The following is a 12,791-nucleotide window of genomic DNA, read 5'->3' as shown; positions in this document are numbered from 1 at the left end:
CCGTGATCCTGCTGCTGCTGGCGCTGCCGATGGCGGCTGCGGCGGCTGCCGGGCGCGCTGGTATGGCTGAGCTGTCTGGCATCCTGGGGCTTGCGGCCTCGCCGCTGGTGATCGGTACCGGGCTGTTCATTCTGATTTACCCGGTTGCCGACCCGTTTGCGCTGGCGCTGCCGGTGACGGCGCTGGTCAATGCGGTGATGGCGCTGCCCTTTGCCATGCGGATCCTGGTGCCGCGGGCGCGGGAGGTGCTGGGGCGCTATGGCCGGTTGTCGCTGTCGCTGGATATGCAGGGCTGGGCCTTTGTGCGCCGGGTTTACCTGCCGCGGATGCGGGCGCAGACCGGGTTTGCCGCCGGGCTGGCAGCGGCCCTGTCGATGGGCGATCTCGGCGTGGTGGCACTGTTTGCCGATCCGGACTTCGCAACATTGCCCTTGCAGATCTACCGGCTGATGGGCGCCTACCGGATGGAGGCGGCGGCAGGCGCGGCGCTGCTGCTGCTGCTGCTGTCGATGGGTGCGTTTTGGATTTTGGACCGCGGGGGGGCGCTGGCATGCTGAGGCTTGAGAGCTGCCGGATCATGAACGGCGATTACGCGGTGGAGGCGGATCTGGAGATCGCGCCCGGGGCCTGCGTGGCGGTGATCGGGCCGTCCGGGGCCGGGAAATCGACGCTGGTGGAGGCAGTGGCCGGTTTCCTACCGGTGACCCGCGGGCGCATTTTGTGGAACGGCGCTGACCTGACCCGCCAAGCGCCGGGTAAGCGGCCGGTGGCGATGCTGTTTCAGGACGGCAACCTGTTCCCGCATCTGACCGTGGCGCAGAATGTGGCGTTGGGGCTGCATGCAAACCTGCGGCTGAGCGCGGCGGAGCAGCGCCAGGTTGAGGCCGCGCTGGAGCGGGTTGGACTTGGCGCTATGGGCACCCGCAAGCCCGCTGCGCTGTCGGGCGGGCAGCAAAGCCGGGTGGCGCTGGCGCGGGTGCTGGTGCAGGGGCGCGATATTCTGCTGCTGGATGAACCCTTTGCCGCGCTGGGCCCGGCGCTGAAGGCAGAGATGCTGGATCTGGTCTCGGAGCTGGCGCGCGAAAGCGGTGCCACGGTGCTGATGGTCAGCCATGACCCGAACGACGCCCGCCGGATTGCGGACCAGGTGGTGCTGGTGGCTGACGGCAAGGCGCATCCGCCGGAGCCGGCGGCGGAACTGCTGGACAACCCGCCGCCTGCGTTGAAGGCGTATTTGGGATCTGCCTGATCCGCTGCCGAGGGCGGCTGTGGCCGGGTGCAGGTGAAAAGGGGTTTCGCTGCGAAACCTCTTTTGTAAACAACTGGTTAAGTTTGGTCGGTGGCCTTCAAGCTTGGTGCCCGCCGCCGGTGCGGCGGGCTGGTACAGAGTCTAATGCACTGTAAGTGCAGCGTTTATGCGGCCAGCGCCGCCTGCCGCGTCTTGGTGATCATCAGCGCTGCACTGGCGGCTTCGTTGCCTTTTTGCACGAAGTGCGCGCGGTAGATGGCCATGTGATGCTCGGTTTCCTGGAAATGATGCGGGGTCAGCGAGACCGACAGCACCGGAATGCCGGTGTCCAAGCCGGCGCGCATCAGACCGTCGACCACGGCCTGGGCCACGAAATCATGCCGGTAGATGCCGCCATCAACGACCAGCGCGGCGCAGGCCACGGCGGCGTATTTCCCGGTCTTTGCCAGCTCCTGTGCCAAGAGCGGCATTTCAAAGGCGCCGGGCACGTCGAACACGTCCACCTGATCCGCCGGGATCAGCTGCAGGAAGCCTTCCAGCGCCTGGTCGACAATATCGGCATGCCATTGCGCCTTGATGAAGGCATAGCGGGTGTGTGTCATTTCGTAATCTCCTATACAGTTTGGTGGCCTGCTGGCGGCCGCGAAAACCGGTGTCCACTTTTCGCTGCCAGCACGGCATGACACGTCACCCAAGGCGATCACGAACAGACGGGCGCACGTCATCCGTGGCTCGTCTGCACGTTCTCTTCCATCCGGACTATGACCGTCGGCTCTGGAATCGCACCAGATCTGCTGACACTTCCAAAAGCTTGGAAGCCGCTCGCGGGCTTACGGGACGTACCCGCTTACCGCCGGTGGGGAATTCCGCCCCGCCCTGAGAACACGCGGACATTGCCAAGCGGTGCGGCTGATTTCAAGATCGGAACGCTGGACGCCCGGCCGGGAAGTGAAATTGGTATTGTTCCTGAGCAGGGAAGTGGAGCTTTTCAAATTGCAGGACCCCGTTCCATGGTACGGGGGACGGGCAGGCACAGGAGAAACAGCATGCATCCCAACCCGGTTTTCCATGACGCGGAGACGGCGCAGAATCTGGCGTACGCCCGTGCGCGGGCCTTTGGCGTGCTGGCCGTGTCCACGGAGGCGGCACCGCTGATCAGCCATGTGCCGTTCCTGATTTCCGAAGACGGGGAATGGGCGGATCTGCATCTGGTGCGCTCCAATCCGATTGTGCGGATGCTGAAGGAAGCGCGCCCGGCCAGGATCGCCGTCAGCGGGCCGGATGGCTATGTCTCGCCGGACTGGTACGGGGTGCCAGATCAGGTGCCGACCTGGAACTATGTCGCGGTGCATCTGACTGGCGAGCTGGAGTTGCGTTCGGATGAGGAATTGCGCGATCTGCTGGACCGGCAGTCGGCGTTCTATGAGGCGCGGCTGGCGCCGAAGCCGCCCTGGACGACGGCCAAGATGGATGCAGCGGCGCTGGCGCGGATGATGCGGATGATCGTGCCCGCCCGGATGCGGATCACGGGCACTGATGGCACCTGGAAGCTGAGCCAGAATAAACCGGACGCCGCGCGCGCCGGAGCCGCAGAGGCCATAGCCGGCGGCATGGGCGCGGAGCTGGAGGAGCTGGCGGTGCTGATGCGTCAGGCTTCTACCAGATCATAGTGTTTGATGGTGCGCGACTCGACCAGTTCGGCCTCGGCCGGGTCGATGTGCGGGCTGGTGTAGTCCTCGCCTACGAAAGCCTTGAGCGAGGCCAGATCCCTCCAGACCATCACAAAGCTGAACTCCCGCGGGGTCTCAGAGCGCGGCGCGCCGGGCAGGACCGAGACGATGCCCTCGGTGCCCTTCATCAGCGGGATTGCGGTTTCATGAAAGAACTTGCTGAACTCGGCTTCTTTGCCGGGCCGTATGGTAACCTGGAATATCCGCATGATCATTGTGGGGCTCCTGTCACTTGTTACACAGGCCCAGTCTAGCACAGTGCTGCATTTGCCCCTTCCCCTCAGGTCCGCTTGCAGTAGGCTGCGGCCAAACACCGGAGGATTTTCAATGAAGCTCACTTTTTCCCAATCATCTCCCTTTGCCCGCAAGGTTGTGGTGCTGCTGCATGAAACCGGGCAGCTGGAGGATGTTGATATTATGGACGTCACCACCACGCCCCTGAAGCCCAGCCCGGATGTGAAGGCCAGCAACCCGCTGGCCAAGATCCCGGCGCTGGAGCGCAATGACGGGCCGGCCTTGTATGACAGCCGGGTGATCTGCGCCTACCTGGATGAGCGCGCAGGCGGCAAATTGTACGGCCGCGGCTGGGACAGCAAGGTGCTGGAGGCCACGGCCGACGGAATCATGGATGCGGCGGTGCTGATGTCTTATGAAAAACGGCTGCGTCCCGAAGACAAACAGTGGGACAATTGGCTGGACGCGCAGCGGGGCAAGGTGCTGGGCGGCTGCGCGGCGCTGAATGCGCGCTGGATGAGCCACCTGCAGGGACCGCTGGATATCGGCCAGATCGCGGTTGCCTGCGCGTTGGCTTATGTGGATTTCCGCCACCCGGAAACCAATTGGCGCCAGGGCAACGAGGCGCTGGCGGACTGGTTCGCGGATTTCGAATCGCGCCCTGCGATGCAGGCGACAAAACCGCCCGCGGCCTGAGCGCCGGCCCTTGAAACATGCATGTGCCGCACAGATATGGGTGCGGCACTGTCACACAGGCGTGACAGAATTGCCGTCTGCGGCTTTCTGCGCGCCTATGACCGCTGGACGAAGCGGCTTCTCCCCGCTAGACACGCGCCTGAGTCACTGCGAGCAATCGCGGTGCATGCGCATGTTTGCCCTAAACGGGCGCTGGAATTGGAGAAAACCTCGTGTCCCACGCAGAAGACCACGAAGGAACCCGGAGAGATTTCCTCTACTACGCCACTGCCGGCGCCGGGGCAGTGACCGCGGGTGCCGCCGTATGGCCCCTGGTCAACCAGATGAACCCCTCCGCCGACGTGAAAGCGCTGTCCTCGATCCTGGTCGATGTCAGCGGCGTGGAAGTAGGCACGCAGCTGTCGGTGATGTTCCTTGGCAAGCCGGTGTTCATCCGCCGCCGCACCCAGGAAGAGATCGAGGCAGCCCGCGCCGTGGAGCTGTCCGACCTGATCGACAAATCGTCGGAAAACCCGAACAAGCCGGGCACCGACGCGGCTGACGCAAACCGCACCATGGACGAGGCCGGCGAATGGCTGGTGATGATGGGCGTCTGCACCCATCTGGGCTGTGTGCCGCTGGGCGATGGCTCCGGTGATTTCCACGGCTGGTTCTGCCCTTGCCACGGGTCGCACTACGACACCGCCGGCCGGATCCGCAAAGGTCCCGCGCCGCAGAACCTGCATGTGCCTGTCGCCGAGTTCGTCGACGAAAACACCATCAAGCTGGGATAAGGAAACGCGCCCATGTCCGGTATTCCGCACGACCATTACGAGCCGAAGACAGGCGCAGAGAAGTGGCTTCACAGCCGCCTGCCCATCGTCGGCCTGATCTATGACACCATCATGATCCCCACCCCCAAGAACCTGAACTGGTGGTGGATCTGGGGCATCGTCCTGGCATTCTGCCTGGCGCTGCAAATCGTCACCGGCATCGTCCTGGTGATGCATTACACCCCGCACGTTGACCTGGCCTTTGCCTCGATCGAGCACATCATGCGCGATGTGAACGGCGGCCATATGCTGCGGTATCTGCACATGAACGGCGCTTCGCTGTTCTTTGTTGCCGTCTACATCCACATCTTCCGCGGCCTGTACTACGGCTCCTACAAGGCGCCCCGCGAGATCACCTGGATCGTCGGCATGCTGATCTACCTGATGATGATGGGCACCGCCTTCATGGGCTACGTGCTGCCCTGGGGCCAGATGTCCTTCTGGGGTGCTACCGTTATCACCGGCCTGTTCGGCGCGATCCCGTTCATCGGCGAGTCGATTCAGACCTGGCTGCTGGGCGGGCCCGCGGTGGATAACGCCACCCTGAACCGCTTCTTCTCGCTGCACTACCTGCTGCCCTTCGTGATTGCAGCACTGGTGATCGTGCACATCTGGGCCTTCCACACCACCGGCAACAACAACCCGACCGGTGTTGATGTCCGTAAAGGGTCCAAGGAAGAAGCCAAGAAAGACACGCTGCCGTTCTGGCCGTATTTCGTGATCAAGGACTTCCTGGGCCTGGCCGTTGTGCTGGTTGTGTTCTGGGCCATCGTCGGCTTCATGCCGAACTACCTGGGCCACCCGGACAACTACATCGAAGCCAACCCGCTGGTGACCCCGGCGCACATCGTTCCGGAATGGTACTTCCTGCCGTTCTACGCGATCCTGCGTGCCTTCACCTCCGAGGTCTGGGTGGTGCAGTTCGCGTCCTTCGTGACCGGCGGCATCGTTGATGCGAAGTTCTTTGGCGTGATCGCCATGTTCGGCGCGATCCTGGCGATGGCGTTGGCGCCCTGGCTGGACACCTCCAACGTGCGTTCGGGCCGTTACCGCCCGATGTTCAAATGGTGGTTCGCGCTGCTGGTCGTCGACTTCTTTGCCCTGATGTGGCTGGGCGCGATGCCGGCGGAAGAGCCCTATGCATCGTTCTCGCTGATCGCATCGGCCTACTGGTTCGGCTACTTCTTCGTGATCCTGCCGCTGCTGGGCGTGATCGAGAAGCCGCTGGCTCAGCCTGCAACCATCGAAGAGGATTTCGACGCCCACTACGGCAAGAAAGCCTCTGCTGACGCCACTCCTGCCGAGTAAGAAGAAGGAACACCTGACAATGTTCAAGAAACTGGCAACCGGTGCCGCCTTCGCTCTGGCCATGATCCCTGCTGCGTCTTACGCAGCAGGCGGCGGCGAGCAGCACATCACCGACTACGCCTTCTCGTTTGAAGGCCCGTTCGGCACCTACGACCGCAACCAGCTGCAGCGCGGCCTGCAGATCTACACCGAAGTTTGCGCAGCCTGCCACGGGCTGAAGCTGGTGCCGATCCGCACCCTGTCCGACGAGGGCGGCCCGCAGATGCCGGAGGACCAGGTGCGTGCCTACGCAGCTGACAACTTCAGCGTCTACGATCCGGAACTGGATGAGGACCGTCCGGCCAAGCCGGTCGACTTCTTCCCGGAAAACAACAACGCCGGCGCCCCGGACCTCAGCATGATGGCCAAGGCGCGCGCGGGTTTCCACGGCCCCTACGGCCTGGGTCTGAACCAGCTGTTCAAAGGCATGGGCGGTGCCGAGTACATCGCCTCGCTGCTGCACGGCTACACCGGCGAGACCAAGGAAGAAGCAGGCACCACCTTCTATCAGAACACCGCCTTCCCGGGCGGCTGGATCTCGATGGCGCCGCCGCTGTCGGATGAGCAGGTGGAGTTTGCTGACGGCCACGCCAACGACGTGGAAGCCATGGCGCAGGACGTCGCGGCTTTCCTGATGTGGACTGCAGAGCCCAAGATGATGGCGCGCAAGCAGGCCGGTTTTGTCGGCGTGCTGTTCCTGACCCTGCTGTCGGTGATGCTGTACCTGACCAACAAGCGCCTGTGGGCGCCGCACAAGGGCAAGCACTGATCCCTGGCGGCTGACACAGCTAAGAAACATCAAACCCCCGCAAGCAAAACTTGCGGGGGTTTTTCGTTGCTGCGGGGGTTATGCCTGCGGGCTGACCGTCAGATGCGGCAGCCCGTTGGAGGTTTTCTGCGGCGAGCGGTCGTCCGCATTGATCACCGCGGACACCCGGTGGCGCCAGGACGAGAAGCTGTCGAACTGAACCACATCCACCGGCGTGTCGAACTGCAGCGTGATCCGCCGGTGGCCGTTGCTGCCGCAGGCGGCCAGACCGTGGACATAGCCAGTGAAGGGCTGGCCCAGATAGCGCCCCTCGACCCGCATCCCCACCTGCAGCTCCGGTGCGTTGGAGGCGCGGGCGTGCAGCGTGTTCCAGTCGCGGAAACCGTAGTAGTGGGCGATCCGCTCCAGGGCGGTGCTGTGGGGAATGGGCTGGCCCTTGGCCGCGGAGTGTTTGCGCAGCAGCCTTGCTTCGGCCTTGAGCTGTGCAACAGAAGGAAGGGCAGAGTTTGTCTGCATGGATATACCTTTCGCAAAAGGGTGCATATGCCGTTGCAGACAGGGCTCGCGTTGCTGTCCGGGCGTGCACCCAGGCGTCAGGAAGGATCCTAGACCGGATTTCACCATGGCCAAAGGCCGCGAGCGGCAGGTATCCGGGACCTAAGATGTGAGGTTTAGCGGCAATGGGGGATGGTTGCAAACTGGTCGTAAGTTCCCCCGGTCGCCGCGTTGCAGAGAGGGCACTGCTTCAATCGCGGGGCAGAAAGAACTTCGACGTCGCCATCGGGCCATCCATAAGGCGCAAGGCCTTTGCGGCGTTGTCATCCGGCGGATGGGTGCCATCAAGCTCCAGGTCGTAGTGCAAGCCGTCATGGATATGGGCCGCGTCCCGGGCTGCACTGCCCTGAGGCCTGTCCCCGCGGCGGTGTTCACGGATGCAAAGTTCTGCTAACGGCGTATGAATGGCGATGAAAAGGAGCTGATGGCCCATTAAAAGCTTCTGTAACTGCTGATGCCAGCCTGCCGTGTCGAGGATATGTTCCAGGATCAGCCCGTTTCCGGCATTTGCGAAACCAGCGGCTGCGCGGTGGAATCCGTCGAAGAACGCGGGCCGTATGGTTGGCCAATCGGGGTAATCGGAGGGCCGCCAAGCGCCGCTGTCTCTCAGGTGGTCGATTGAAAAGTGCAGCCAAGGGTGTGGAGACCCCTTCCGGATGGCTGTGGCAACTGTGGATTTCCCGCTGCTGGAGGCGCCATGAAGAAAGATGATCCTCGCCACATTGCGCTCCCGTCCTGAGGGTCAAGCCACCAGCTGGCTGCCTGCCACACCCCTAATCGCGGCGGTGACGATGCGGCCTTCTTCCTGCGGCTGCGCAAAGGCCACCTCAGTGAACTGCTCGGTGCGGCCCATGTGCGGGTTTTCCATCAGGATCCGGTGGGTCTTGCCGACCTGTTCCACCAGGTGGCGTTCCACCTGCGCATCGCCGGCCGCGCGCAGGCGGGCGGCTCGCTCCTTGATCACGTTGCCGTTCACCTGGTTCGGGATCTTCGCCGCGGGGGTGCCCTCGCGCTTGGAATAGGGGAAGACGTGCAGCCAGGTCAGATCGCAGTCGGTGACCAGTTTCAGAGAATTCTCGAAATGCGCGTCGGATTCAGTCGGGAAGCCCGCGATGATGTCGGCGCCAAAGGTCATCTCCGGGCGCAGGCGGCGGGCTTCCTCGCAAAACGCGATGGCGTCGTCGCGCAGGTGGCGCCGGGCCATGCGTTTCAGGATCAGGTCGTCGCCGTGCTGCAGCGACAGGTGCAGATGAGGCATCAGCCGCGGCTCGGTGGCAATCGCCTGCATCAGGTTTTCATCCGCCTCGATCGAATCGATCGAAGAAATGCGCAGCCGTGGCAGGTCCGGCACCAGTTTCAGGATCCGCATCACCAGGTCGCCCAGACGGGGCTGTGCAGGCAGATCAGCGCCCCAGGAGGTGAGGTCCACGCCGGTCAGAACCACCTCGTTGTAGCCCCTGTCCACCAGCCGCTTGATCTGGTCGATCACCACGCCTGCGGGGACCGAGCGGGAATTGCCGCGGCCATAGGGGATGATGCAGAAGGTGCAGCGATGATCGCAGCCGTTCTGGACCTGCACATAGGCGCGCGAGCGGGTGCCAAAGCCGTCGATCAGGTGGCCTGCGGTCTCTGTCACCGACATGATGTCGTCGACCTGGACCTTCTCCGTGGTGCCGATGAAATCCGGCCCCTTGGCGATCTTCTGCCAGGTCTCGGGCTGCATCTTCTCGGTGTTGCCGATGACGCGGGTGACCTCTTCCATTGCGGCAAAGGTCTCTGGCTCGGTCTGGGCCGCGCAGCCGGTGACGATGATCGGGGCTTCCGGGTTTTCGCGGCGCAGCTTGCGGATCTCCTGGCGCGCCTTGCGCACGGCTTCCGCCGTCACTGCGCAGGTGTTGACCACCACGGCGTTCTCCAGGCCCGCCTGCTGGCTCAACTCCTTCATCGCCTCGGTCTCATAGGCGTTGAGGCGGCAGCCGAGGGTGGTGAACTTGGGCACGCTCATGCCAGCGTCTCCAGGAATTCGCGGGTGAAGGTGCCGTCGAACACATGCATGGTCGGGCCGGTCATCCAGACGCCGTTTTCGGCCCAGTCGATCCACAGGGTGCCGCCGTCCAGGTCGATCTGCACCTTGCGCCCCGTCAGCCCGCGCCGGGCGGCTGCAACGGCGGTTGCGCAGGAGGAGGAGCCGGAGGCCAGTGTCACGCCTACACCGCGCTCCCAGACGCGCATGCGGATGCGGTCGGGGCCGGTCACCTGGGCGACCTGCACATTGGTGCGCTGGGGATATAGCGGGTGGTGCTCGTAGCGGGGACCGAATTCTTCCAGCGGAATGACCTCGGCGTCCTCGACAAAGAAGGTGCAATGGGGATTGCCCATGCCGGTAGCCGTCGGTCCGCCCTCGATCGGCAGCTCCAGCGTGTCGGTTTTCTCGGCCAGCGGGATGTCCTGCCAGTCCAGCTGCGGCGCCCCCATGTTGACGGAGGTGAGCCCGTTGCCGGCGTCGCGGGCATAAAGATCGCCGCGGTCGGTGGTCAGATGCAGTTCGGGTTTGCCGGTTTCCAGGATCAGGTGGCGGGCAATGCAGCGGGTGGCATTGCCGCAGGCGCCGGAGGTGGAGCCGTCGGCATTGTAGAAGGTCAGATGCGCGTCGCCCGGGCCGTTCGAAATCACCGTCAGCTGGTCGAAGCCGACGCCGAACTGGCGGTGCGCGATTCCCTTGGCCATCGCCGGGGTGATGGCAATGTCCTGCGCACGCGCGTCGACAACGACGAAGTCGTTGCCCAGCCCGTGCATCTTCATGAAGGGGAGTTTTGTGTCTGCCGAGGTGCTCATGGCGGGCATATAGACCCGGCGCGGAGATGAATCCAGCCTTCGGTGAGAAAAGTTGAAAAAAGGGGTTGACCCCCCGCCGCACTGGCCCTAGATACGCCGCCTATCGGGACAGCGTGACACACACCGCCACGCCGGACCAAAGCGAAATAAGTGCTTGAACCTTCTGGGAAAAACACTTAGACCGCGACGAAGAAGTGGGCCGTTAGCTCAGTTGGTAGAGCAACTGACTTTTAATCAGTGGGTCGCAGGTTCGAATCCTGCACGGCTCACCACTTCCTCCCAAAACCGCTGATGATGACACGAACGAAGCGCTACAGGTAGCCCTGGGCGCGGAAGCTGAGTTCGGCGGATTTTCCGATGATCAGATGGTCGTGCAGGGTGATTCCCAAGGCGCTGAGGGCGGTCTGGATCTGATCTGTCATACTGACGTCGCTGTCCGAGGGCGTGGGGTCTCCGGACGGGTGATTATGCACTAGAATCAAGGCGCTGGCGTTGAGTTCCAGGGCGCGTTTGGCCACCTCCCGGGGATAGACGGGGACGTGGTCGACGGTGCCGCGGGCCTGTTCTTCGTCGGCGATCAGGACGTTCTTGCGGTCGAGGAACAGGATGCGGAACTGTTCGGTCTCGCGGTGGGCCATTGTGGTGTGGCAATAGTCCAAAAGGGCGTCCCAACTGGAGATCACCTGCCGTTGCATCACCCGGGCGCGCGCCATGCGGTGGGCGGCGGCCTCCAGCACCTTGAGGTCGGTGATCACCGCATCGCCGATGCCCTTCACCTGTGCCAGACGTTCCGGCGGGGCTGTCACAACGCGGTTGAAATCGCCAAAGGTATCAAGCAGCTGCCGCGCCAAGGGTTTCACGTCGCGGCGCGGGATGGAGCGGAACAGGATTAGTTCCAGAAGCTCGTAATCCGGCATCGCGGCGGCGCCGCCGGCCATGAAGCGCTCGCGCAGGCGGGCGCGGTGGTCCTTGATGTAGGAGGGCAGGCGGCCAGGGGAGAGCGGGGCGACAGGGGCCTCCTCGCTGCCGGGAAACAGCGGCAGGGAGACGTCCTCGAATGCGGGGTCCTGTGCCATGGCGCCATGGTGCCGCCATCATGGTTGAGGAAGTGTTAATGGGTGCCGCCTAAGAGCGGCGGAGGGGCGGCAGGAGGGGGTGACAGGCGTGCACCCCCTGTACACCCCCTGTGCACCGCCGCAGCGCGGCGTGGGGCGTCTGGGCAGGGCGCTGCGTAAAGGATGCGCAAAAGAAAAGCGCCCCGAGTTGGGGGCGCTTTTGAATGTGTCGTTTGTGGCTGGTGGCCGGGGCTCTGCCCGTTCGGCCCTGAAACCGTCCCCCGGACGGTTTCCTAGACGGGCCTCACCCTTTCATGCCATCCCAGAAGCTTTTCACCGAAGAGAAGAAGCTGCGGGATTCGGGGTTGGTGTTTTCCTCGGAGATGTCCTCAAACTCGCGCAGAAGCTCCTTCTGGCGGGCGGTGAGGTTCATCGGGGTTTCCACCGCCAGTTCGATGAACATGTCACCGGTGGCGCCGCCGCGCAGCGCCGGCATGCCTTTGCCGCGCAGGCGCATCTGGCGGCCGGACTGGCTGCCCTCGGGGATCTGCACCCGGCCGCGGCCGCCGTCAATTGTCGGCACCTCGATGGAGCCGCCAAGCGATGCCTTGGCCATGCTGACCGGCACCCGGCAGTAGAGGTTGTTGCCGTCGCGCTCAAACAGCTTGTGCGGGCCGACCTCGACAAAGATGTAGAGATCGCCCGGAGGGCCGCCGCGCAGGCCGGCTTCGCCTTCGCCTGCGAGGCGGATGCGGGTGCCGGTTTCCACGCCTGCCGGGATGTTCACAGACAGCGAGCGGTCTTTCTCTACCCGGCCGTGGCCGTGGCAGGATTTGCACGGGTTCTTGATGATCTGGCCCAGGCCCGAGCAGGTCGGGCAGGTGCGTTCAACGGTGAAGAAGCCCTGCTGCGCGCGGACCTTGCCCATGCCGGAGCAGGTCGGGCAGGTGGTGGGCTCAACGCCGCCTTCGGCCCCGGTGCCCTCGCAGGCGGTGCAGGAAACCGAGGCAGGCACCTTGATGGTCTTGTGCAGGCCTGCAAAGGCTTCCTCCAGCGAGACGCGCAGGTTGTAGCGCAGGTCGGCGCCGCGCGATGCGCGCTGGCGTCCGCCGGCGCCGCCGCGCTGGCCGCCCATGAAGTCGCCGAACAGGTCGTCGAACACGTCGGAGAAAGCGGAGGAGAAATCGCCGCCGCCAAAGCCCTGGCCGCCGCCGCCGCGCTGGCCGCCGCCCATGCCGTTTTCAAAGGCTGCATGGCCAAAGCGGTCATAGGCCGCCTTTTTCTCGGCGTCCTTCAGGACGTCATAAGCCTCGTTGGCTTCCTTGAACTGCGCCTCGGCGTCCGGATTGTCGGAGTTCCGGTCGGGGTGCAGTTCCTTGGCCTTCTTGCGAAAGCCCTTTTTGATTTCGTCTGCGGTGGCGCCTTTGGCCACGCCCAGAACGTCGTAATAGTCACGTTTTGACATCGGTTACCCCATCTGCCTCAACGAAAATGGGCCGGTCCGGGGTC

Annotated in this window: 14 protein-coding genes, 1 tRNA gene, 1 pseudogene and 1 riboswitch; of the genes and pseudogenes, 8 read left to right on the top strand and 8 right to left on the bottom strand. The window is 63.8% G+C overall.

All coding sequences use genetic code 11. The features are described from left to right. Positions 1-564, top strand: a pseudogene (locus A9D60_RS26990) (thiamine/thiamine pyrophosphate ABC transporter permease ThiP); the annotation flags it as partial. Continuing rightward, positions 551-1,249, top strand: coding sequence for a thiamine ABC transporter ATP-binding protein (locus A9D60_RS13285; RefSeq protein WP_065268047.1), 699 nt, complete (start codon positions 551-553; stop codon positions 1,247-1,249). The pseudogene A9D60_RS26990 and the gene A9D60_RS13285, both read left to right, overlap by 14 nt. A 164-nt stretch (positions 1,250-1,413) precedes the next feature. On the opposite strand, the gene A9D60_RS13280 is transcribed toward A9D60_RS13285, so the two are convergent. Next, positions 1,414-1,851 carry a 6,7-dimethyl-8-ribityllumazine synthase gene (locus tag A9D60_RS13280; RefSeq protein WP_065268046.1) on the bottom strand — a complete coding sequence of 146 codons (438 nt, stop codon included), beginning with the start codon at positions 1,849-1,851 and terminating at the stop codon, positions 1,414-1,416. A 136-nt stretch (positions 1,852-1,987) separates the two neighbouring features. Beyond that, a riboswitch (FMN riboswitch) is annotated at positions 1,988-2,137 on the bottom strand. 158 nt (positions 2,138-2,295) lie between these two features. Here A9D60_RS13280 and A9D60_RS13275 point away from each other — a divergent pair. Next, complete coding sequence (locus A9D60_RS13275; protein ID WP_065268045.1) at positions 2,296-2,919, top strand: FMN-binding negative transcriptional regulator; 624 nt, start codon at positions 2,296-2,298, stop codon at positions 2,917-2,919. Here the strand turns inward: A9D60_RS13275 and A9D60_RS13270 are convergent. Beyond that, a complete protein-coding gene (locus A9D60_RS13270; protein ID WP_019297564.1) occupies positions 2,898-3,194 on the bottom strand; it encodes an antibiotic biosynthesis monooxygenase family protein in 297 nt (98 codons plus the stop codon). The two genes, A9D60_RS13275 and A9D60_RS13270, sit on opposite strands and share 22 nt — an antisense overlap. A gap of 112 nt (positions 3,195-3,306) precedes the next feature. Here A9D60_RS13270 and A9D60_RS13265 point away from each other — a divergent pair, with 112 nt between their 5' ends. The 4 genes from A9D60_RS13265 to A9D60_RS13250 all read left to right on the top strand — a co-directional run bounded on the left by A9D60_RS13265 (position 3,307) and on the right by A9D60_RS13250 (position 6,837). Continuing rightward, entirely contained in the window at positions 3,307-3,909 is a 603-nt protein-coding gene (locus tag A9D60_RS13265; protein ID WP_019297565.1) for a glutathione S-transferase, read from the top strand. 212 nt (positions 3,910-4,121) lie between these two features. Continuing rightward, positions 4,122-4,682 carry a ubiquinol-cytochrome c reductase iron-sulfur subunit gene (gene petA, locus A9D60_RS13260; RefSeq protein ID WP_065268044.1) on the top strand — a complete coding sequence of 187 codons (561 nt, stop codon included), beginning with the start codon at positions 4,122-4,124 and terminating at the stop codon, positions 4,680-4,682. A 12-nt stretch (positions 4,683-4,694) separates the two neighbouring features. Beyond that, on the top strand, positions 4,695-6,029 hold the full coding sequence (gene petB, locus A9D60_RS13255; protein ID WP_065268043.1) for a cytochrome b: 1,335 nt from the start codon (positions 4,695-4,697) through the stop codon (positions 6,027-6,029). 19 nt (positions 6,030-6,048) lie between these two features. Next, positions 6,049-6,837 (top strand): cytochrome c1, encoded by a 789-nt coding sequence (locus A9D60_RS13250; RefSeq protein ID WP_065268042.1) that lies wholly within the window; start codon positions 6,049-6,051, stop codon positions 6,835-6,837. Between the two features lie 78 nt (positions 6,838-6,915). On the opposite strand, the gene A9D60_RS13245 is transcribed toward A9D60_RS13250, so the two are convergent. The 4 genes from A9D60_RS13245 to dapF form a co-directional block, all read right to left on the bottom strand. Beyond that, positions 6,916-7,353 carry a glyoxalase superfamily protein gene (locus A9D60_RS13245; RefSeq protein WP_065268041.1) on the bottom strand — a complete coding sequence of 146 codons (438 nt, stop codon included), beginning with the start codon at positions 7,351-7,353 and terminating at the stop codon, positions 6,916-6,918. A 229-nt stretch (positions 7,354-7,582) separates the two neighbouring features. Continuing rightward, positions 7,583-8,113 (bottom strand): chloramphenicol phosphotransferase CPT family protein, encoded by a 531-nt coding sequence (locus A9D60_RS13240; protein WP_065268040.1) that lies wholly within the window; start codon positions 8,111-8,113, stop codon positions 7,583-7,585. 21 nt (positions 8,114-8,134) lie between these two features. Further along, the gene (mtaB, locus tag A9D60_RS13235; protein WP_065268039.1) at positions 8,135-9,397 is read right to left on the bottom strand and encodes a tRNA (N(6)-L-threonylcarbamoyladenosine(37)-C(2))-methylthiotransferase MtaB; all 1,263 of its coding nucleotides are present in this window, start codon (positions 9,395-9,397) and stop codon (positions 8,135-8,137) included. Beyond that, entirely contained in the window at positions 9,394-10,236 is an 843-nt protein-coding gene (dapF, locus tag A9D60_RS13230) for a diaminopimelate epimerase (protein ID WP_065268038.1), read from the bottom strand. Before dapF ends, mtaB begins: the two co-directional genes overlap by 4 nt. A gap of 187 nt (positions 10,237-10,423) precedes the next feature. Between dapF and A9D60_RS13225 the strand changes: the two genes are divergently transcribed. Continuing rightward, positions 10,424-10,499: transfer RNA gene (locus A9D60_RS13225), tRNA-Lys, on the top strand. Between the two features lie 39 nt (positions 10,500-10,538). Here the strand turns inward: A9D60_RS13225 and radC are convergent. Together radC and dnaJ are read right to left on the bottom strand one after the other, a co-directional pair. Next, positions 10,539-11,303, bottom strand: coding sequence for a RadC family protein (gene radC, locus A9D60_RS13220; RefSeq protein WP_065268037.1), 765 nt, complete (start codon positions 11,301-11,303; stop codon positions 10,539-10,541). Positions 11,304-11,586: 283 nt separating this feature from the next. After that, positions 11,587-12,747, bottom strand: coding sequence for a molecular chaperone DnaJ (gene dnaJ / locus A9D60_RS13215; RefSeq protein ID WP_065268036.1), 1,161 nt, complete (start codon positions 12,745-12,747; stop codon positions 11,587-11,589). Positions 12,748-12,791 lie beyond the last annotated feature (44 nt).

The organism is Leisingera sp. JC1 (assembly GCF_001679925.1).
Lineage (GTDB): Bacteria > Pseudomonadota > Alphaproteobacteria > Rhodobacterales > Rhodobacteraceae > Leisingera.
This window is presented reverse-complemented; position numbering and strand designations above follow the sequence as displayed.